Origin of the sequence: Kitasatospora phosalacinea (assembly GCF_030268885.1) — a bacterium.
Taxonomy (GTDB): domain Bacteria; phylum Actinomycetota; class Actinomycetes; order Streptomycetales; family Streptomycetaceae; genus Kitasatospora; species Kitasatospora phosalacinea_C.
This window is the reverse complement of record NZ_BSSA01000010.1, coordinates 209,743-228,259: the sequence shown is the minus strand read 5'-3', so window position 1 is coordinate 228,259 and position 18,517 is coordinate 209,743. Positions and strand designations below refer to the sequence as shown.

The following is an 18,517-nucleotide window of genomic DNA, read 5'->3' as shown; positions in this document are numbered from 1 at the left end:
AGTACGAGAACATCCCCTCCCCCCGCGCCAGCGCCCCCAGGTACTTCTCCTTCAACTCCTGCGACCCCGCCAACTGCACCGGCAACGACCCCAGCTTGTTCACCGCCGGGATCAACGACGACGACGCGCACACCCGCGCCACCTCCTCGATCACCAGCACCGTCGCCAGCGCGTCCGCCCCCGCACCCCCGAACTCCTCCGGCACGTGCACCGCGTGCAGGTCCGCCCCCCGCAACGCCTCCAACGCCTCCTGAGGGAACCGCCCCTCCTCGTCCACCGCCGCCGCGAACGGAGCGATCTTCGCCTCCGCCAGCGCACGCACCGACTCCCGGAGCATCTCGTGCTCCTCGCCGAGCCGGTAGAGGTCGAAGTCCTGGGTCATGGCAGTCTCCTCGGTGTGGCACTCAGTACCCCCGATTATGCACACTCAGTGTCGTCCGGCCCAGCCCGAACACCCGGGTCGGTGCTACCGTCCGGGTATGAGCGAGGTGCACGAGCAGGAGCGGACCGCCGGGGGCGGGGCAGGGCGGCCGACGATGCGGGACGCGCTGGTGGAGGCCGCCTTCGAGCTGTTCTCGGAGCGGGGGTTCGAGCAGACGACGATCGACGACATCGTCTCGCTGGCGGGCGTCGGGCGGCGGTCGTTCTTCCGCTACTTCCCGTCGAAGGAGGCGGTGGTCTTCCCCGACCACGACGGCTGCCTGGCGGACATGACGGCCTTCCTGGCGGCGGCCGACCCGGCGGGCGACCCGGTGGAGCAGGTGTGCGACGCGGCCCGGCTGGTGCTGCGGATGTACGCGGGCAACCCGGCGTTCTCGGTGGGCCGCTACCGGCTGACCAAGCAGGTGCCCACCCTGCGGATCCACGAACTGTCGGTGGTGTGGCGCTACGAGCGCACCCTGGCGGGCCACCTGCGCACCCGGTACGCGGCCCGCTCGGACGGCGCGCTGCGGGCGGACGTGATCGCGGCGGCGGTGGTCGCGGCGCACAACTTCGCCCTGCGCTCCTGGCTGCGCTCGGGCGGCGAGGGCGACGTGGGGACGGCGGTGGACGAGGCGCTCCAGCTCGTGGTCGACACCTGGGGCGACGGCGCCGCGGGCACCTCCGGCGGATCCTCGCAGGACGACGAGGTGGTGGTGATGGTGGCCCGGCGGGGGACGCCGATGTGGCGGGTGGTGCAGGGCGTCGAGGCCGCCCTGGAGGGCTGAGGCCGCTGCACCCGTCCACCGACCTGCGGAACTGACGCCCCGTCGAAGATCGGCCGATATGACTGGCACTCCGTACCTTTACACGAGGCACTGAGTGCCATACCTTCCTTCTGGCAGACGCCCCGACCGCACGCCCGCTCCCGGGCGGCGGTACGGCGGCGCACCCAGGCTCAGGGAGGAGACGGCCATGACCCTCACGATGCTCGCGCCGGCCGAGGCGGAACTCGACTACCGGCGCTGCCACTGGTGCCACTCGGCCAGCGCGGCGACCTGCCTGCTGTGCCCGGTGTGCGGCTCGGCGGACCTGACGCCCGCGCGGGCCTGCGGCCAGGGCACGGTGCAGCGCCTGCTGCGTCCGACCCGCCGGGGCCCGCACCTGGGGCGGCCGTACCTGATCGTGCTGGACGAGGGGTTCACCGTGCAGGCCGCGGTGCTCGGCGGCCTGCCGGGGGCGGTGCCGATCGGCTCCCGGGTGCACCTGGTGACCAGCGAGGAGGGCGGCCGGGTGCTGACCTTCCGCCTCGCACCCCGGCTCTGACCGCTCCCCACCGTCCACCGGCCGCCGCCCCACCGGCGCCCGGTCCGCGCCCCCGGCGCATGGCACTCGGTGCCATGCGCCGGGGGCGTTCCTCCTTCGGACGTCCGCGTCGTGCGCACACTTCCGACATGCCGTGGACCGTCCGTGCCCGCCTGGCGGGAACCGGTGCACGCACCGCCGCCGCGCGGGTAGGGTCGGTGGCGTTTGTCGTTCCGGGGGAGGTATCCACAGGTGCTCGATCTGAGCGCACATCAGTCGGCTGCCGCCTGGCGCCCGTTGTCCGGCCCGCCACCGGTGCGGGCCTGGCGCAGCGGCCTGGCGGCCAATCCGGGGGCCCCGGCCGAGGTGCTGGAGCGGCTGCTGGCGGACGGCGCGGAGCCCGGCTGGCTGGCGCGCCGCGCGGAGCTGCCGGCGCCGGTGGCGGAGGCCGCGCTGCGGCATCCGCAGTGGCAGGTGCGGGCGGCGCTGGCCGAGCGTCCGGGCCTGTCGGCGCAGACCCTGGCGGCGCTGGCGGGCGACCGGGAGCGCCGGGTGCGGCGGGCCGCGGCCTCCGCCGCGCACCGGGTGGTGCTGCCCCCGGCGGTGCTGGCCGCGCTGGCCGCCGACCGGGACCCGGACACCCGCCGCCGGGTGCCGGGCTGCGCGGGCCTGCCGCCGGAGCTGCTGGTGCGCCTGGCGCAGGACGGCTCGGCGCTGGTGCGGGCGGCCGCGGTGCGGGCGGAGTCCTGGCCGCACCTGCCGCCGACGGTGCGCACGGGGCTGCGGGCGGACCGGGATCCGGCGGTGCGGGCCGCGGTGCGGCGGGCGCTGCGGGTGGAGCGGGAACTGCCGGTGACGCTGGCCGGGTACATCGCGGAGAGCGACCCGGCGCGCCGGGAGCGGACGGCGGCCTCGGCGGCGATCGAGCGGGCGCTGGGCGAGTGGCTGGTGCTGGACGACGACCCGCGGATCCGGGCCGCGGTGGCGGGCAACCCGCACCTGCCCACCGACCTGGCGCTGGGGCTGGCGACGGACCCGCACGAGGCGGTGCGCCTGGCGGTGTCGCTGCGCGCGGACCTGACGGAGGCCCGGCGCGCGGCGGTGGCCTACCGGCTGCCGGACGTGCCCCCGGCGCTGCCGTGGGTGGCGGAGCGGGCGGGCGACCCGGCGGAGCTGCGGCGGCTGGCGGGTTCGGCGCACCCGCTGGTGCGCTGCGCGGTGGCCTCGCTGGAGCGGCTGCCCGGCGAGGTGGTGGCGGTGCTGGCCGCGGACCGGGAGCTGTCGGTGCGCCTGGCGCTGGCGGAGCACTGCGCGGACGCCCCGGGCGAACTGCTGCGCTCGGTGTACGAGCAGCTGCTCGGCCCGGCCTCGCTGGTGGCGGACCCGCGGTTCGCGGCGCCGGGCCTGGCCCGCTGGGCGGACCGGGCGGAGCCCGCGCTGCGCCTGGCGGCGCTGCGCGATCCGGAGCTGGAGCCGGGGGTGCTGGCGGCGCTGGCCGCGGACCGGGACGCGGTGGTGGCGCGGGCGGCGGCGGGCGATCCGCGGCTGCCGCTGCGGGCGCTGCTGGGTGCGCTGGAGCCGGACGCGCAGCCGGAGGCCGCGGCGGCGAACCCGGCGCTGCCGGTGCCGTTCATGCACCGGCTGCTGGAGCTGTCCTGAGCGGCTCCGGACCGTCCTGAACCGCTCCGGGCCGTCCCGGGCGGTGCGGCGGGCGCGTGGAATACCCCCAGGTAGGTGAATGTTCAACCGACTGTCGGGCACCGCGGCCCGGCAGGACCCGGAAACGGGAAGGAGCAGGCATGACCACCGACCTCCGCCACGGCAGTGCGTCCCTGGTGAACCCGGGCGAGAGCGCCGCCGAGCGCTGGGCCCGCGCCCAGCTGTTCTTCGACTCCAAGGCGTACTCGGACGCCGCGCTGATCCTCGCCGGGGTCGTCGACGAGGTGCCCGAGCAGGTCGGCCCGCGCCTGCTGCTGGCCCGCGCCTACTACCACTCGGCCCAGCTGCGCCGCGCCGAGGAGCAGCTGCGCGAGGTGATCGAGCGCGACCCGGTGGAGCACTACGCGCACCTGGTGCTCGGCCGCGTCCTGGAGCGCCAGGGCCGGGCCGCCGAGGCCGCCCCGTACCTGCGGCTGGCCGCGGCGTTCGACGGGGAGTTCCCCGACGCCTGACCCCGCCCCGCCCGCACCGCCCCCGGCCGTCCGACGGCCGGGGGCGGTCTGCTGTCGTCGCCCGGCCCGGCCCCTGGCAGGCTGGAGGGAGCGCGCGGGGAACCGACACGGAGGTGCGGCCGATGCGGACGCTGGAGGAGCAGATCGAGGTGACCGCCCCGGTGGGGACGGCCTGGTCGCAGCTGCACCGGGTGGCGGAGTACCCGCTGTTCGTCGCCGGGGTGGTGCACGCCAGCGCGCACGGCCGCCACCACGCGCACCTGGACGTGGAGTTCGGCGGCGAGCGGCACGCGGTGGACGCGGAGCTGACCGACCGCGGGCGGGGCCGGGTGATGAGCTGGGAGACGGTCGAGGGGCCGCCGCTGCGCGGCACCTTCGCGCTGCGCCCGCTGGACGCGGCGCACACCCGGGTGCAGCTGCGCCTGGAGTACGACCCGCAGGAGCTGGCCGGGGTGCTGGGCGGCCCGGGCGGCTTCGCGCAGAGCCGGGCCGTGGAGGAGGCGGTGCGCGCCGACCTGGAGCTGTTCAAGCAGCTCTGCGAGGAGTGAACCGTCCTGAGGAGCTGTCCCGGAGCCGTCCGGGCGGCTCCCCGGGGGCGCCCCCGGGCTCACTCCCCCAGCGGGAGTTCGGCCCAGATGACCTTGCCGCTGGCGGGGTAGCGGGTGCCCCAGCGTTCGGCGAGCTGGGCGACCAGGAACAGGCCGCGGCCGCCCTCGTCGGTGTCGGTGGCGTAGCGCAGGTGCGGGGAGGTGGCCGAGCCGTCCCAGACCTCGCAGATCAGCGCCCGGTCGCGGAGCAGCCGGACCCGGATCGGCGGGGCGGCGTACCGGATGGCGTTGGTGATCAGTTCGCTGAGCACGAGTTCGGCGGCGAAGGCCTGCTCGGACAGGCCCCAGTCGTCGAGGCGGCGGGTGACGGCGGCGCGGATCCGGGCGACGGCGGCCGGGTCGGCGGGGACCTCCCAGTCGGCGACGTGGTCGGCGGGCAGCGCCCGGGTGCGGGCGACCAGCAGGGCGACGTCGTCGGCGGGGTCGGCGGGCAGCAGGGCGGCGAGCAGGTCCTCGCAGGTCTGCCGGGGGTCGCGGCCGGGACGGGCGAGGGCGGCGCGCAGCAGTTTCAGGCCGTGGTCGAGGTCGTGGCCGCGGGGGGCGAGCAGCCCGTCGGTGTACAGCACCAGGCGGCTGCCCTCGGGGAGGTCGAGTTCGGCGGTCTCGTAGGGCAGGCCGGTGACGCCGAGCGGCGGTCCGGCGGGCAGGTCGACGATCTCGACCCGGCCGTCGGGGTGGACCACCGCGGGCGGCAGGTGGCCGGCCCGGGCGAGCGTGCAGCGGCGGGTGACCGGGTCGTAGACGGCGTACAGGCAGGTCGCGCCGGTGATCGGGCGCTCGGCCCCGTCGGGGGCGGGGTGCTCCTGGTCGAGGCGGTTGACCAGGGCGTCGAGGTGGCCGAGCAGTTCGTCGGGGGCGAGGTCGAGCGAGGAGAAGGTGTGCACGGCGGTGCGCAGCCGTCCCATGGTGGCGACCGCGTGGACGCCGTGGCCGACCACGTCGCCGACGACCAGGGCGACCCGGGCTCCGGAGAGCGGGATGACGTCGAACCAGTCGCCGCCGACGCCCGCCTGGGCGGGCAGGTAGCGGGAGGCGACCTCCAGGGCGTGCTGCTCGGGCAGCCCGGCGGGCAGCAGGCTGTGCTGCAGGGCGACGGCCATGGTGTGCTCGCGGGTGTAGCGGCGGGCGTTCTCCACCAGGACGGCGGCGCGGGCGGTGAGCTCCTCGGCGAGGGTGCGGTCCTCCTCGTCGAAGGCGGGGCGCGGGCGGGCCCGCCAGAAGGTGGCCACGCCCAGCAGCGTCCCGCCGACCGCCAGCGGCACCGTGACCAGGGTGTGCACCCGCTGCTCGCGCATCGCCTCGACGGTGCCGGGGTTGATCTCGTCCCAGGCCGCGAGGGCGGCCGACAGGTCAGGTTCGACCACCGAGCACAGCCCGGCGACGGCCCGGGCCCGCGGGGTGCCGGGGATCAGCGGGACGGGCGAGCCGGGCGCCAGCAGCGGCGGCAGGTCGGTGACGCCCGCCAGGGCGGCGCGGCGCAGCGGGCGGTTCTGCCCGGGGCGGGGTTCGCCGCCCGCCGGGACGCCCTCGTACAGGTCGACGCTGGCGAAGTCGGCGAACGCGGGGACGAGGGCGGCGGCGAGCTCCTCGCAGGTGCGGGTGATGTCGAGGGTGGTGCCGATCGAGGCACCGGCCCGGTAGAGCAGTTCCAGGCGCAGCCGGGCGGTGTCGGGGCCGGTGAGCGGGGCGCTGTCGCGCAGGGTGGCGATCCGGCAGGGCGGCCCGCCGGTGCGGTCGGCGGCGTGCAGGTCGACGGTGAGGGCGCGGCCGTGGACGGCGACCGGGGCGCCGGTGAGTTCGCCGTCGCGGTGCAGCAGGGCGGTGAGGCCCTCCGGCAGGCCGAGCGCGTCGACCGGGCGGCCCTCGCAGTCGGCGGGCAAGTCGAGCAGGCGGCGGGCCTCGTCGTTGGCGTAGCGGATCCGCAGGTCGGCGTCGAGCAGCAGGACGCCTTCGCGGACGAGGACGGGTTCGGGCGCGCGGTGCCGTCCCGTCCCGTGCGCCGCGGCCGTCATCCGGGCCGTCCGGCGGGGGCGGGGGCCGGGGGCGCCCCGGGGGCGCGGCGCGGGGGGCGCGGGGGGATGGACAGCTGTCGCGGAGGGGCCTGGTCCGCCACGCTGCGTCCACCGGGTGCTGCCCGAAACCGGGTCATACGCCCATTCCTACACTCCCGGCTCGGACCGGGCCAATGGCCGCGCCCGGATTTTCCCGGGCGGCGATCCGGTTCCACCGGACCCTGTTCGCCTGACAGGAGCTCAGGGCGGGAGCAGACTGGGCCACATGGACGAGAAACCGACCGGGGTCGAGGCCGAGGCCGAGGCCGAGGAGCAGTGGGTGTACGTGCTGGAGTACCGGAACACCGCGAAGCAGCCGTCGTGGGAGGAGCACCTGCGGGCTTGACTGCGCGCCCGCGGCATCGACTGGTTCCCGCTGGGTGACGACGAGATCCGCATCGACCTGCTGAACTGCCTCTGGCCGGACGGGCGGCGACGGTGCGTGGTGCAGGTGGGCGTGGACGCGGCGGCGCTGCGCAGGCTCGGCCTGCACCCGGAGCAGCCCTCGGCGGCGCCGGCGGATCCGCCCCCGCCGCCGTGGTGGGGCCGCTGGTGACCGCTCTCCGGTCCGGGGCGTCCGCTGGGCGGGCACCCCGGGCGCGGGGCCGGGACGGGGCGGGAGGAGGATGGGTGGATGTAGAAGCCAAGCATCTGCGCGGAGAGGTCCCCGTCATGCCGCACATCACCGTCGACTACTCCCCGCAGCTCGCCGACGCCTTCGACCGCCCCGGCTTCGTCCGCGAGCTGCACCCGCTGGTGCGCGAGTGGGTGGCCTCCCGGGGGGTGTGCAAGACCTTCTTCCGCCCGGCCGCGGAGACCTGGGTCGACACCGCGGACGGCCAGCTGGTCGCCTTCGTGCACATCGCGATCGGCCTGCTGCCGGGGCGGCCGGAAGGCCTCAAGGCCCGGCTCTCCGAGGAGGTGCTGCGGCTGCTGGACAAGCACCTGCGGCCGGTGCTGGGCCGCGAGGTGGTGCGCTCGGCCGAGGTCCGCGACCTCACCGACTCCTACCGCCTGCGCAGCGGCTGGTAGCCGCGCACCGACCGCCCGGACCGGCCTCGGAGACCGACCTCGGAGACCGACCCGAGGTCCGGGCGGGTCCTCAGCGATGGCCGAGGACGTTGACCACCCGGCCGTTCGGGTCGCGGACGAAGAAGCGCCGCACGCCCCACTCCTCGTCGCGCAGGGAGTGGACGATCTCCGCTCCCGCCTCCCGCACCGCCGCGTACGTCGCGTCCACGTCGTCCACCTCCACGCTGAGGTCCGGGACGACGGGCGCGGTGCCGTCCCGGGTCGCGAGGCTGAGCTGGGCGGTCGGGTTGCCGGGGGCGAACAGCGTCATGATCCATCCGTGGTTCATCGCCTCCTCGAGGCCGAGCAGGCGGTAGAACTCCAGGTTCCTGCGCTGCGCCCCCTCCCCCGGCACCTGCAGGTTGGGCACCACGCGCCGCACCTGACGGCGCTCCGGCCGGACCTGCTGCTCGGCCGCGTCGAAGGCGGGCGCGAGCGGGGCCAGCGCCGCGCGGAGCCGCTCGGACAGCGAACCGGTGGGCACGACCAGGCCCCCGGCCCCCGCGCCGTCCGCCGGGCGGAGCCAGTCCTGGAGCGCGAGGCGGACCGCCGCGGCGGTGGCGGCCGCGAGGACGCGGGCGGTCTCCGGTGCGGCGCCGCCGTCGAGCCGGGCGGCGATCGCCTCGGCGAGCGGGGGTTCGATCCCGGCGGTGGTGCCGAGGAACGCCTCGCGCAGTGCGGGCCGGGTGACGACCAGCAGCAGTGCCTCGGGGGCCTGCGCACCGGTGTCCGCGTACTGCTCGACCACCGCGTCGGTGACGGCCTCGGCCAGCCGTACCTCCGCGGGCCGGGCGGCGACGGCCGCCGCGATCCTCGCCTCCCGGTCGGCGCTGACGGCGGAGGCGATCGCCTGCTCGCGGCTGGCGAAGTAGTTGTTGTAGGTGCGCGGGGAGACTCCGGCCGCCTCGGCGATCTCCTCGACCCGCACGGCGTCGGGGCCCCGCTCCAGGGCCAGGCGCAGCGCCGCCTCGCGCAGGGCCGCACGGGTGGCCCGCTTCTTCCGCTCCCGCAGCCCGGGTGTCGTCACGCGGCCAGCCTTCCACACCGCTCTGCGCGCCCGCAAACTTGCCCAACCGCAAACTTGCCCAACCGCAAACTTGCCCAACCGTAAACTTGCGCGGAAGCAAATTTGCGTGCGCGCATTTTTCTTGCCAGTCTCGGCTCGCGCCGAACAAGGACCGAGGAGAGGAAGAGCACCGTGCGGGCAAGGGGAATGACCTACGACACCGGGTTCGTCGTGCACGGCCGGACGTCCCGCCCGGACTTCGACCCGGCGGTGGTGCGGCGCGAGCTCGCCGTCATCCGCGACGACCTGCACTGCAACGCCGTCCAGGTGATCGGCGGCGATCCGGAGCGGTTGGAGCTGGCCGCGGCGGCGGCGGCCGGGCTGGGGCTGGAGGTGTGGTTCTCGCCCTACCCGCTGGAGCTGGAGCCGGAGCAGGTCCTCGCGCTGCTGCGCGACTGCGCGGAGCGGGCCGAGCGGCTGCGGCGCGGCGGGGCCGAGGTGGTGTTCGTCGCGGGGGTCGAGCTGAGCGTGATGAACCGCGGTTTCCTGCCGGGGGACGGCCCCGAGGAGCGGGTCGGGCGGCTGATGGCCCGGCCGGAGGAGCGGGCGGGGGCGATCCGCGAGCTGGGCGGGCGGATGAACGCCTTCCTGGGCAGGGCCGCCGCCGAGGTCCGGGCCCGCTTCGGCGGGCGGCTGACCTACGCGGCGATCCAGTTCGAGCAGGTCGACTGGACGCCCTTCGACTTCACCACCTTCGAGCTGCTGCGCTCCGCCGAGGTCGCCGGTGTGTTCCGCGGGGCGGTGCGCACCCTGGCCCGGGGTCCGAAGCCGCTCGCCGTCACCGGTTTCGGCACCGCCGCCTACCGCGGCGCGGGCGACCGCGGCGGGCGGGTGCTGGAGGTGGTCGAGCACGACCCGGTGACCGGGGCGCCGCTGCGCCTGGACGGCGTGCACGAGCGCGACGAGGAGGGGCAGGCCGCGTACCTGGACGAGCTGCTGGAGGTCTTCGAGGAGGAGGGCGTGGACAGCGCGTTCGTCTTCCTGTTCGCCCTCTCCGGCTACCCGTACCGCCCGGACGGCGACCCCAGGAACGACCTGGACCGGGCGTCCCTGGGCATCGTCAGGCTGCTGGAGGACCGCCGCGGCACCACCTACCCGGAGATGGCCTGGGAGCCCAAGGCCGCCTTCGCCGCGGTGGCCCGGCGCTACCGCGGCTGACGCGCCGCCGGGTCGCCGGGCCGCGGGCCGCTACGCCCTGGCCGCCGCCGTGGCGGGCCGGGCCTGCCGGGGCAGGGCGGTCGCCCGGAGCCGGGCCCACTGGAGCAGGGCGGCGGCCAGCAGCAGCCCGAACGCCGCGACCGGCAGCGGCCCGACCCCCGGCCCGCCGCGCAGCACCACCGACAGCGGCAGCGCCAGCAGCGGCACCGTCACGGCCGGACCGGCCGCGTACCAGGCGGTGAACATCAGGACGCCGGTGCTCCCGCCGCTGGGCTGGGGCGAGCGGTACAGCAGGTCGTTGCGGGCCGCGCCGCGGCAGGCGTTCACCAGCCCGGCGGCGACCAGCGGCGGGACGGCCGGCAGCGCGAGCCAGGCCGTCGCGCCGCCGCCGAGCGCGAGCACCGCCACCGCCCCGGCCGTCCCGAGCAGGAGTCCGAGGACGGTGGGCACCACCGCGTGGCGCAGCATCAGCCCGGCGAACGGGTACGGGGACCAGGAGGAGCGGCGCACGTCGTCGGTCTCGATCCGGGCGGGCTCCAGCAGTTGGGCCAGGGCGAGGTAGCCGAAGAGCAGCGCGAGCCCGGTGACCGCCCAGGACAGCAGGCCCCGGGCGTCGCTCGCCGGGACGGCGCAGAGCAGGGCGGGCACCGCCAGCAGCACCGCGCGGCCGAGCCGGGCGGGGGTGCGGAGCAGGGAGAGGGTGTCGCGCCAGTACAGGACCAGCCAGGGCCGTCGGGGCGCGGGCAGCCGCACCCGCAGCCGACTGCCCTCCCCGGAGGCGCTGGAGACGGCCAGCCGGGCGGCGCGCAGTTCGACCGTCCGCAGCGCGGCCAGCACCCCCGCGGCGGTGCGGGCGCGCTCCCGCAGCAGGGCCAGCGACACGGTGGCGACGGCCCGGTCGGCGAGCACCAGGGCCAACGCGGTCGGCACGACCAGCAGGGCGGCGGCGAGCAGCCCGCCGGGGACGGCGGCGGGGGTCGGGGCCAGGGCGGCGATCCCGGCCCAGCCCCACGGGCCGGACCACAGTTCGACCCGCTCCAGCCAGTGCACGGGGTGTCCGGCGACGGCCAGCGCGCTCTGCACGGCGAGGGCGACGACCAGCGCGGTCGCGTACGGGGTCAGTCGGCGCGCCCAGTGGGCGGCCCGCGGGTCGCGCTGCACCAGCAGGCCCGCGCAGACGCCCAGCAGCGGCAGGCAGGCCCCGCCGACCAGGCACCAGGCGAGGGCGGCGGGCAGGCCGGTGCGCACGGTCAGGCCGAGCGCGACCGTGCCGCCGAGGGCGGCCACCAGGCCGGGGAAGAGGGCCAGGGCGCAGGAGAGCCAGAACCAGGGCCGCAGCACGGGTCGGGGCCGGACGGGGTGGGCGAGCAGCCAGTCGGTGGTGGCCCGGGGCGGGACGACCGGGCCGCGCCACAGCCCGTCGCGGACGGCCAGCAGCAGGACGGCGAGCCCGGCCGCGGCGGTGCCGCTGGGAAGGCCCGCGAGCAGGCCGGGGCCGTAGCCGGTGTAGTCGGCGCCCATCGAGGCCTGCAGGAAGAGGCCGAGGCTGGGGATGCCGCCCCAGACCACCAGGAGCAGCACCGTGCAGTAGAGGGCGAAGGCGACCTGCTTGGCCCGGTTGCGCCGGTGCGGGGCGCGCAGGGCGCGCAGCAGGGCGAGCGCCTCGTCGGTCCAGTCGTCGTCCGCCGTCCACGCGGCGGCCGCGTCCCGCTCCTGCTCCTCCTCGGCCTCGACCGCGGTGTCCGGGCCGCTCACCGGAGCCCGGCCGTTCCGGCGCCGGGGGCGGCGGCCGCGGTGGCGAGGACCCGGGCGGGCGGCCCCTGGCGGACGACCCGGCCGTCCTCCAGGACCACGGCGCGGTCGGCGACCTCCAGGGCGAGGTCGGTGTGGTGGGTGACCAGCAGCACCGCGACCCCGTCGGCGAGTTCGGCCTTCAGGAGTTCGGCGAGCCGGCGGCGGGCCTCCGGGTCGAGGCGCTGCTCGGGTTCGTCGAGCAGCAGCAGGTCGCGGGGGCGGACCATGGCGCAGGCCAGCAGCAGGGCCTGCATCTGACCGGAGGAGAGGGCGGTGGGCAGGGCGTCGGCCCGTTCGGTGAGCGAGCGGTTCTCCAGCACCTGGTCGACCCAGTCGGCGGCGTCGGCGACGCCGTGCGCGACGGCGACCAGCAGCAGGTGCTCGCGGACGGTGAGGTCGGGGTAGCAGGCGACGGTGTCGCCGACGACGGCGACCCGGGCCCGGATCCGGGGGTCGTTCTCGTCCATCGCCAGGCCGTCGAAGCGGACGGTGCCCTTCGTGGGCAGGTCGCGTCCGGCCGCGACCCGCAGCAGGGTCGACTTGCCGGAGCCGTTGTGCCCGAGCAGGGCCACGCACTCGCCGGCCGCGAGCGCGAGGTCGACGGGGTGCAGCACCTCCCGGCCGCCGTACGAGCGGCTGACGCCGGTCAGTTGCAGCAGTGCTCCGCGTGCTGCGGAGGAGTTCTCGGCCATCCGGGCGGTGCCTCTCGACGAGTGATCGCCCAAGTATGGACCGTGGCCCGTGCCCTCTCCCCACCGGCCCGGCCGCCGCTGCGGGCCGGGCCGTTCAGGGCGTCGGGGAGGGGGCGAGGAAGGCGGTCAGTTCGGCGTCGAGCTCGGCGGCCCGCAGGTACGGGAGGCCGTGGTGGGAGACGCCCGCCAGGGTGCGGACGCGGGCCTGCGGGAGCAGGTGCGCGGCGCGGGCGGCGAGGACGCGCGGGTCGTGGGTGCGGCTGTCGGCGGCGGGCAGCAGCAGGCAGGGCGCCGCCAGGGTGGCGAGGGCCGCGGGGGTGGGGCGGGGGCCGGTGACGGGGCGGGCGGCGGGGAAGGTCGCGGCGAGGCCGTACAGCCGGGTCCAGTCCGGGTCGAGGGGGACGCCGCCGGTCTCCCAGGCGAGGAAGGCCAGGGCGCGGCGCTCGCTGGGGCGGGCCAGCATCGGGGCGGCGTGCAGCAGGTACGAGGGGCGGTAGCCGGTGAAGCAGCCGGTGGGGTCGAGCAGGGCCAGCCGGGAGATCCGGTCGGGGCGGCGCAGGGCGTAGCTCAGGGCGATCCAGCCGCCGTAGGAGTGGCCGCACAGGTCGACGCGGCCGGTGCCCAGCGCGTCGAGGACGGTGTCGAGCCAGCGGTGGAGCTCGTCGACGGTGCGCGGGGGCGTGCGGTCGCCGGGGTCGGAGCGGCCCGCCTCGCCGATCCGGTCGACGGCGTACACCCGGGCGGTGCGCGCGAGTGCGGCGGCGTTGGCCCACCAACCGGCGGCGGTCGCGCCGCCGCCGTGGAGCAGCAGCAGGGGCGGGGCGTCGGGCGCTCCGGCGGCGTTGACCCGGGTGGTGCCCCAGGGGGTGTCGAGGTCGAGGGTGTCGACCGGGACGGGCCAGCGGTCGAGCAGGGCGTCGTAGGCGGACAGGAAGGCGGACCGGTCGAATCCCATGCTGGTCTCCTGGGAGGGTTTTGTCTCGCTCGGCAATCTTCTCGCTCGGCGAGATAATATGCACACCGGAGCCACCCCGGACAACCGCCCCGACCCGTCGAAAGGCCCGGCATGACCGACCCGACCCCGACCGCGCCCCCCTTCCCGGATCCCGGCCCCGGGCTGCGCACGGTGCACCAACTGCGCGCCCTGACCGTCGAACTCGACCTGCTGGCCGCCGCGTTCGCCCAGCGCCACGGCCTGCACCCGACCGACCTGCGGGCGCTGATCGCCCTGCTGGACGCCGCCCGGGAGGGCACGCCCGCCACGCCGGGCCGGCTCGGCCGCGAGCTGGGCCTCAACTCGGCGGGCACCACCGCCGTCCTGGACCGGCTGGAGCGGCTGGGCCACGTCCGCCGCGCCCGCGACCCGCACGACCGGCGGCGCGTCCTGCTGGAGGTCACCGAGCGGGCGGTGGCGCTGGGCCAGGGCTTCTTCGGGCCGCTGATCGGCGAGACGGTCGCGCTGGTCGACGGGCTGTCGGCGGCCGAACGGGAGACCGTGCAGGGCTTCCTGGCGGCGATGCGGGGGATCGTCGCCCGACACGCCGACGCGGCGGGCGGCTGACGGGCGGGTGAACGGGCGGGGGGAGAACGGCGGACGCCCGGGCGAGTGGTCGCTCGCCCGGGCGTCCGGGGTGGTGCGGGTCGGTGCTGCGGGGTCAGTGCTGCGGCAGCAGGCCGGTGTTGAAGGTCAGCTTCGGGGCGGCGTTCTGCGCGAGCGCGTGCGCCTGCTCGGGCCACCAGCCGCCCGCGACCGGGTCGACCGAGCCGTACTCGGGGTCGGCCGGGCCCGCGGTGCCGCGGGTGCAGCTGCCGTCGGACTCGCCGGGGACCTTGATCCACAGGAAGGCGTCCAGCAGGGGCCGGCCGGTGTTCGCGGTGGGGCGGGAGCCGAGGCCGCGGCCGGGCGGGTTGCACCAGGTCTGCGGGTCGCCGGTGTACTTGCCGGGCTCCGGCGTCCAGGCGCCCTGGCCGTTGCGGCTGCTGTCGATCACGAAGTGGGTGAGCTTCGCGTCGGCCGGGACGCGCTCGGCGTACCAGGCGTCGGCGTCCGCGGCGGGCCAGTACTGGTTGGCGCAGGAGTCGGCGGTGGCGCCGGGGGTGTTCTGCAGGTACCAGACGCACTGGGAGACCAGGGTGCCGTAGCGGGTCAGCGCGGCGTCGGTCTGGTAGTTCGACACGTTCAGGAAGAAGCCCTGCGCCTTGGCGACGCCGCCGTCGATCAGCAGCTGCGCCTGGGTGCCGACGTTCTGCCAGCTGCTGTGCCCGGCGTCCAGGTAGACCATCGCGCCGCGCTGCTGCTCCAGCCGGTCCACCGCGCCGGAGATCTCGGCGAGGCGGTCCTGCTGCTGGGCGGGGGTGCCGCCGCAGTACGCGGGCGACAGGGCGAGGCCGTCCGGCTCCAGGATGACCACCGTCCTGCGGTCGCCGATGCCGCGGGCCAGGGCGTCGATCCAGGCCGCGTACTCGGTGCTGTTGGAGGCGCCGCCCGCCGAGTACTGCGAGCAGTCCCGGCCCGGCACGTTGTACGCCACCGCGACCGGCACCTGCCGGGCCTTGGCGGCCTTCGCCTGCAGCGCGGCCATCGCGTCGGTGGTCTGCTGCGGGGTGGCCGTCCCGTTGAACCACTGCGCGACCGGCCAGGACGCCAGCTCGGCCATCGCCAGGGCGCCCGGCAGGTCGTGGGCCTTGAGGTCGGTCAGCGCCTGCTGCGCGGCCTTGCTCCCCGGGTCGACGTAGAACCGGGTGTCCGGCGCGAGGCTCCGCGCCCCGGACGCGGCGGGCGCGGGCGGCGCGGCCTGGGCCGGGACGGCGGTGGCGAGTCCGAGGCCGGAGGCGAGCAGCACGGCCAGCGGGGCCGCGGCTCGGACGGGGTGGGGTGGACGCATGGCGGGTCTCTCCGTCAGGGGTGGGCGAACGGAGCCGCCATGCAGCCAGCCCCGCCGACACCCCGTCAAGAGCTGCCCGCCCGGACCCGCCCGGACCCGCCCGGACCCGCAGCAGGGCCTTCCCCCCGGGTGAAACTTTCACGCCCCGGGGCCGCCGCTCCGTGGACGTAGGACCCGGTCCTACGTCCACGGACCCTTACCGGAGCGGCGCGCGCCCGCCTACCGTCCCTCCCGTGGACACCACCGGCACCCTCGACGAGGCCCTCCAACGGCTGCACGCCTGCGGCCCCGAACGGCTCGGACGGCTCACCAACCACGCACCGATGGCGGTGGAGGCGCTGGCCGCCCGCGGCCGGGCGGACGCCGTGCACCGCTGGCTCGACCTGTACGCGGACCGCCTGGAGGAGTTTCCCGCGCGCGTCGGGCGCCTCGCCACCGCCGACGACCGGCGCCGGGCGCTGGGGGATCCGCGCCGCGTCGCCGACTGGATCGACCACTTCGGGCGGGAGCTCGCCGACCGTCCGTGGCGCGAGGTCCTCGCCCGGTGGTGGCCCCGGCTGCTGCCCGGCCTGTACGGCGGCTCGACCCACCCCGTGATCCGGGTGGGCCACGCCGTCCGCTCCCTGCTGGCCGGGCCGGAGACCGGGCCCCGGCTGGCCGAACTCGCCCACGGCCTGGGCTACTGGGCCGCCCGTCACCACCCGCTCGCCGCCCGCCCGGCCGCGCCGGTCACCGGGAGCGCCGCCGCCGCGCTCGACGCGGTGGTGCCGGTCGCCGGGCGGACCGGCGGCTTCCCCGAACGGCTGGCGCGCGTCACGGCCCTGCCCGACTGGACGACCGCCGTCACCGACCCGGCCGAGGCGCACCGGCGGCTGTCCGAACTCGTCCGGGCCGCGACCCACCGGTACGCGACCCACGGCCACGGCGAGGAGACGATGCTCGTCCACGCGGCGACCGCGCCCAACGCCGTGCTGCGCACGCTGCCCGCGCTCCCCGGGGAGCTGTGGGCGCCGAGCCTGCACGCCGCCTGGACCGCCTCCGCGGCGGTCACCGCGATGTACGCGCCCGACGCCCCGGTCGACCGCGCCCCGACGGTCGGGTGCACGCCGGAGGAGGTCGTCGAACGGGCGCTGGCCCACGGCGACGAGCACGTCCTCAAACTGACCGACACCGCCCTCGACGTCGGGGACGGACCGGCCCTCGCCGCGGCCCTGTACGCGATCGAACTGAGCCGCCCGCTGCGCTGAACGGACCCGGCCCGGGCGGGTACGGTGGGCGGCGGGGCGTGCGGTCCGTGAGCGGTGGAGGCGGAGTTGACGGAGTTCCCGGTCCTCGGGATCCCCGGCTGGGGCGGGCACCGGGGTGTCGCTGTCGTCGGCGGGAGCAGCAGCGGCGGCGGACCGCGGGTGGTCGACTCGGTGCTCCACTCGTACCTGACCGCCGGGCGCCGCTCCGCCCCGCTGCTGGTGTTCGCCCAGTCGGCCGTGCGGGAGCAGAGCGCGGCCGCGCTGCGCAACCTGCTGGGCCGCCGCGGGCGTCCGGAGCACGCCGGGCTGCTCGGGCCGCCCGACCTGGAGGAGACCACGGTCACCGTCACCGGAGTGCCCCGGCCCGCGGTCCGCCACCACTGGGCGGACCGGCGGGTGGCCCTGCTGGTCTTCGACTGGGAACGCACCCACGTCAGCGTGGCCTCCTGGGAACACCCGCTGGACGAAGCCCTGCTCACCTCCCTGGGCCCGCTCCGCCCCCGGCCCTGACCCCGCGGCGCCCCGGCCCCCCGCGCAGACGGCCCCCTCCCCCGCGCCACCGCCGTCGTCGTGCGGAGCGGCCCCGCCGTGGCGGCCGCCCCTCGCCCCACCGCCGCCGTCGCTCCGCGAAGCGGCCGAACCCAGCCCCTCCCTTGCCCGTCACCCCCCTCGCCCGCGCAGCGCCCCGCGGCGCGGACGGCCCCCGCCCCTGCGCTACCGCCGTCGTCGCGCGAAGCGGCCCGGGGTGGTGCCGACGATGCGGCGGAAGTGGCGGGTCAGGTGGGACTGGTCGTGGAAGCCGAGGGTGGTGGCGACGGCGGCCGGGGGGTGGCCGTCGAGGAGCAGGTGGCGGGCGCGGTCGATGCGGCGGGCGGTGAGGTACTGGTGCGGGGGCAGGCCGAACGTCGCGGTGAAGGTGCGGACGAGGTGGGCGGGGTGGGCGTGCAGGCGGTGGGCGGCGGCGTCGAGGGTGGTGCGCTCGGTGAGGCGGGCGTCGAGCAGGTCGCGCAGGTCGTGGGCGAGGCCGGGCGCGGGCGGCGGCGTGCCCGTGCGGGGGCGCAGGTGGTGGCGCAGGCGTTCGGCGATCAGGGCCAGGCGGCTCTCGGCCTCCAGCTCCTCGCCGGGTGCGCCGAGGACGGTGTGCAGTTGGCCGACCCGGCGGTGCAGCAGCGGGTCGGCGAGGTCGGGTCCGTCGACCGCGGGGCCGATCAACTCGCTGCCGATCCGGTCGAGTTCGAGGTAGACGACGCGTTTGCGGAAGCCGTCCTCGGTGGCCGGTGAGCCGTTGTGCGGGACGTGCGGGGGCAGCAGGCTGACGGTGTCGCGCGGGGTGCCCCGGTGGTGGCGGTCGAGGTCGTAGCGGACGGCGCCGTCGTCGACGATCAGCAGCGTCCAGGAGTCGTGGACGTGCATGGGGTAGCGGTGCGCGGTGAAGTGCGCGTGGAACACCTCGACCACGCCGGGGACGCGCGGCCGCCAGGCGGTGGTCTCCTCCGGCGGCGCTGCGGGCATGCAAAGAACGTACAAGATCCGGCGGCGGGGCGGGCGGCAGGCTCGGTCCATGGACAACACCTCGACCGCCCCCGCCCCCGCCCCCGCCCCCGCCTCTACGACCGCCCCCGTCCGCTTCGACAGCAAGATCGCGGTGCTGCTGCGGGAGGACCTCGCACCCTGGCAGCGGCTGAACGTGACGGCCTTCCTGGTGAGCGGACTGGGCACCGCCGTACCGGAGTTGATCGGTGAGCCGTACGCGGACGCGGACGGCACCGGCTACCTGCCGATGTTCCGGCAGCCGGTGCTGGTCCTGGAGGGCGGGCGCGAGCTGCTGGCGACGGCGCACGGGCGGGCGCTGGCGCGGGGGCTGCCGCTGGCGGTGTTCACCGCGGACCTGTTCGCCACCGGCAACGACCGGGACAACCGGGCCGCGGTCCGGGCCGTGCCGACGGCGGGGCTGGACCTGGTCGGCCTGGCCCTGCACGGGCCGCGCAACGCGGTGGACAAGGTGCTCAAGGGGGCCCGGATGCACCCCTGAGCCCCGGCGGCCCCGGA

The 18,517-nt window shown here is 76.8% G+C and carries 19 protein-coding genes and 1 pseudogene; 11 read left to right on the top strand and 9 right to left on the bottom strand.

The window, feature by feature from the left end; genetic code table 11:
* Window positions 1–382: acyl-CoA dehydrogenase family protein (locus tag QSK52_RS17310; RefSeq protein WP_285736979.1), on the bottom strand; the 382-nt coding region annotated here is incomplete at its 3' end.
* A gap of 97 nt (window positions 383–479) precedes the next feature.
* Between QSK52_RS17310 and QSK52_RS17305 the strand changes: the two genes are divergently transcribed.
* From QSK52_RS17305 to QSK52_RS17285, 5 genes are all read left to right on the top strand, one after another.
* On the top strand, window positions 480–1,208 hold the full coding sequence (locus tag QSK52_RS17305) for a TetR family transcriptional regulator (RefSeq protein ID WP_285736978.1): 729 nt from the start codon (window positions 480–482) through the stop codon (window positions 1,206–1,208).
* Between the two features lie 187 nt (window positions 1,209–1,395).
* Window positions 1,396–1,746 carry a Zn-ribbon domain-containing OB-fold protein gene (locus tag QSK52_RS17300; protein ID WP_285736977.1) on the top strand — a complete coding sequence of 117 codons (351 nt, stop codon included), beginning with the start codon at window positions 1,396–1,398 and terminating at the stop codon, window positions 1,744–1,746.
* Window positions 1,747–1,977: 231 nt separating this feature from the next.
* The gene (locus QSK52_RS17295) at window positions 1,978–3,384 is read left to right on the top strand and encodes a hypothetical protein (RefSeq protein ID WP_285736976.1); all 1,407 of its coding nucleotides are present in this window, start codon (window positions 1,978–1,980) and stop codon (window positions 3,382–3,384) included.
* 140 nt (window positions 3,385–3,524) lie between these two features.
* Complete coding sequence (locus QSK52_RS17290) at window positions 3,525–3,896, top strand: tetratricopeptide repeat protein (RefSeq protein ID WP_285736975.1); 372 nt, start codon at window positions 3,525–3,527, stop codon at window positions 3,894–3,896.
* Between the two features lie 122 nt (window positions 3,897–4,018).
* Window positions 4,019–4,444, top strand: coding sequence for an SRPBCC family protein (locus QSK52_RS17285; protein ID WP_285736974.1), 426 nt, complete (start codon window positions 4,019–4,021; stop codon window positions 4,442–4,444).
* Between the two features lie 59 nt (window positions 4,445–4,503).
* On the opposite strand, the gene QSK52_RS17280 is transcribed toward QSK52_RS17285, so the two are convergent.
* On the bottom strand, window positions 4,504–6,516 hold the full coding sequence (locus QSK52_RS17280) for a SpoIIE family protein phosphatase (protein ID WP_352230290.1): 2,013 nt from the start codon (window positions 6,514–6,516) through the stop codon (window positions 4,504–4,506).
* Between the two features lie 711 nt (window positions 6,517–7,227).
* Between QSK52_RS17280 and QSK52_RS17275 the strand changes: the two genes are divergently transcribed.
* Entirely contained in the window at window positions 7,228–7,587 is a 360-nt protein-coding gene (locus QSK52_RS17275) for a 5-carboxymethyl-2-hydroxymuconate Delta-isomerase (RefSeq protein ID WP_285736973.1), read from the top strand.
* 70 nt (window positions 7,588–7,657) lie between these two features.
* Here the strand turns inward: QSK52_RS17275 and QSK52_RS17270 are convergent, their stop codons facing one another.
* Together QSK52_RS17270 and QSK52_RS17265 are read right to left on the bottom strand one after the other, a co-directional pair.
* Window positions 7,658–8,008, bottom strand: coding sequence for a VOC family protein (locus QSK52_RS17270; protein WP_285736986.1), 351 nt, complete (start codon window positions 8,006–8,008; stop codon window positions 7,658–7,660).
* 12 nt (window positions 8,009–8,020) lie between these two features.
* Window positions 8,021–8,653, bottom strand: a pseudogene (locus QSK52_RS17265) (TetR/AcrR family transcriptional regulator); the annotation flags it as partial.
* 186 nt (window positions 8,654–8,839) lie between these two features.
* On the opposite strand from QSK52_RS17265, the gene QSK52_RS17260 reads away from it, so the two are divergent.
* Window positions 8,840–9,850, top strand: coding sequence for a hypothetical protein (locus QSK52_RS17260; protein ID WP_285736972.1), 1,011 nt, complete (start codon window positions 8,840–8,842; stop codon window positions 9,848–9,850).
* 30 nt (window positions 9,851–9,880) lie between these two features.
* On the opposite strand, the gene QSK52_RS17255 is transcribed toward QSK52_RS17260, so the two are convergent.
* The 3 genes from QSK52_RS17255 to QSK52_RS17245 form a co-directional block, all read right to left on the bottom strand.
* The gene (locus QSK52_RS17255) at window positions 9,881–11,605 is read right to left on the bottom strand and encodes a DUF6297 family protein (protein WP_285736971.1); all 1,725 of its coding nucleotides are present in this window, start codon (window positions 11,603–11,605) and stop codon (window positions 9,881–9,883) included.
* Window positions 11,602–12,336, bottom strand: a complete 735-nt coding sequence (locus tag QSK52_RS17250; RefSeq protein ID WP_285736985.1) for an ABC transporter ATP-binding protein — start codon at window positions 12,334–12,336, stop codon at window positions 11,602–11,604. Before QSK52_RS17250 ends, QSK52_RS17255 begins: the two co-directional genes overlap by 4 nt.
* Window positions 12,337–12,430: 94 nt before the next feature.
* The gene (locus QSK52_RS17245) at window positions 12,431–13,291 is read right to left on the bottom strand and encodes an alpha/beta fold hydrolase (RefSeq protein ID WP_285736970.1); all 861 of its coding nucleotides are present in this window, start codon (window positions 13,289–13,291) and stop codon (window positions 12,431–12,433) included.
* 111 nt (window positions 13,292–13,402) lie between these two features.
* Between QSK52_RS17245 and QSK52_RS17240 the strand changes: the two genes are divergently transcribed.
* Window positions 13,403–13,897, top strand: coding sequence for a MarR family winged helix-turn-helix transcriptional regulator (locus QSK52_RS17240; protein WP_285736969.1), 495 nt, complete (start codon window positions 13,403–13,405; stop codon window positions 13,895–13,897).
* Window positions 13,898–13,991: 94 nt separating this feature from the next.
* Here the strand turns inward: QSK52_RS17240 and QSK52_RS17235 are convergent, their stop codons facing one another.
* On the bottom strand, window positions 13,992–15,221 hold the full coding sequence (locus tag QSK52_RS17235) for a glycoside hydrolase family 6 protein (RefSeq protein ID WP_285736968.1): 1,230 nt from the start codon (window positions 15,219–15,221) through the stop codon (window positions 13,992–13,994).
* 233 nt (window positions 15,222–15,454) lie between these two features.
* Between QSK52_RS17235 and QSK52_RS17230 the strand changes: the two genes are divergently transcribed.
* Together QSK52_RS17230 and QSK52_RS17225 are read left to right on the top strand one after the other, a co-directional pair.
* Window positions 15,455–16,468: a questin oxidase family protein gene (locus tag QSK52_RS17230; RefSeq protein ID WP_285736967.1), complete on the top strand. Its 1,014-nt coding sequence runs from the start codon at window positions 15,455–15,457 to the stop codon at window positions 16,466–16,468.
* Between the two features lie 66 nt (window positions 16,469–16,534).
* Window positions 16,535–16,978 carry a hypothetical protein gene (locus tag QSK52_RS17225; protein WP_285736966.1) on the top strand — a complete coding sequence of 148 codons (444 nt, stop codon included), beginning with the start codon at window positions 16,535–16,537 and terminating at the stop codon, window positions 16,976–16,978.
* Between the two features lie 204 nt (window positions 16,979–17,182).
* On the opposite strand, the gene QSK52_RS17220 is transcribed toward QSK52_RS17225, so the two are convergent.
* Window positions 17,183–17,980: a helix-turn-helix transcriptional regulator gene (locus tag QSK52_RS17220; protein ID WP_285736965.1), complete on the bottom strand. Its 798-nt coding sequence runs from the start codon at window positions 17,978–17,980 to the stop codon at window positions 17,183–17,185.
* Window positions 17,981–18,029: 49 nt separating this feature from the next.
* Between QSK52_RS17220 and QSK52_RS17215 the strand changes: the two genes are divergently transcribed.
* Window positions 18,030–18,500, top strand: coding sequence for a DUF2000 domain-containing protein (locus tag QSK52_RS17215; RefSeq protein ID WP_285736964.1), 471 nt, complete (start codon window positions 18,030–18,032; stop codon window positions 18,498–18,500).
* Window positions 18,501–18,517 lie beyond the last annotated feature (17 nt).

Excerpts from the sequence above, each read along its gene's own strand:
- QSK52_RS17305 (WP_285736978.1), top strand. The coding sequence starts at position 480 with ATGAGCGAGGTGCACGAGCAGGAGCGGACCGCCGGGGGCGGGGCAGGG.
- QSK52_RS17300 (WP_285736977.1), top strand. The coding sequence starts at position 1,396 with ATGACCCTCACGATGCTCGCGCCGGCCGAGGCGGAACTCGACTACCGG.
- QSK52_RS17290 (WP_285736975.1), top strand. The coding sequence starts at position 3,525 with ATGACCACCGACCTCCGCCACGGCAGTGCGTCCCTGGTGAACCCGGGC.
- QSK52_RS17285 (WP_285736974.1), top strand. The coding sequence starts at position 4,019 with ATGCGGACGCTGGAGGAGCAGATCGAGGTGACCGCCCCGGTGGGGACG.
- QSK52_RS17280 (WP_352230290.1), bottom strand. The coding sequence starts at position 6,516 with ATGACGGCCGCGGCGCACGGGACGGGACGGCACCGCGCGCCCGAACCC.
- QSK52_RS17275 (WP_285736973.1), top strand. The coding sequence starts at position 7,228 with ATGCCGCACATCACCGTCGACTACTCCCCGCAGCTCGCCGACGCCTTC.
- QSK52_RS17260 (WP_285736972.1), top strand. The coding sequence starts at position 8,840 with ATGACCTACGACACCGGGTTCGTCGTGCACGGCCGGACGTCCCGCCCG.
- QSK52_RS17250 (WP_285736985.1), bottom strand. The coding sequence starts at position 12,336 with ATGGCCGAGAACTCCTCCGCAGCACGCGGAGCACTGCTGCAACTGACC.
- QSK52_RS17245 (WP_285736970.1), bottom strand. The coding sequence starts at position 13,291 with ATGGGATTCGACCGGTCCGCCTTCCTGTCCGCCTACGACGCCCTGCTC.
- QSK52_RS17240 (WP_285736969.1), top strand. The coding sequence starts at position 13,403 with ATGACCGACCCGACCCCGACCGCGCCCCCCTTCCCGGATCCCGGCCCC.
- QSK52_RS17235 (WP_285736968.1), bottom strand. The coding sequence starts at position 15,221 with ATGCGTCCACCCCACCCCGTCCGAGCCGCGGCCCCGCTGGCCGTGCTG.
- QSK52_RS17220 (WP_285736965.1), bottom strand. The coding sequence starts at position 17,980 with ATGCCCGCAGCGCCGCCGGAGGAGACCACCGCCTGGCGGCCGCGCGTC.
- QSK52_RS17215 (WP_285736964.1), top strand. The coding sequence starts at position 18,030 with ATGGACAACACCTCGACCGCCCCCGCCCCCGCCCCCGCCCCCGCCTCT.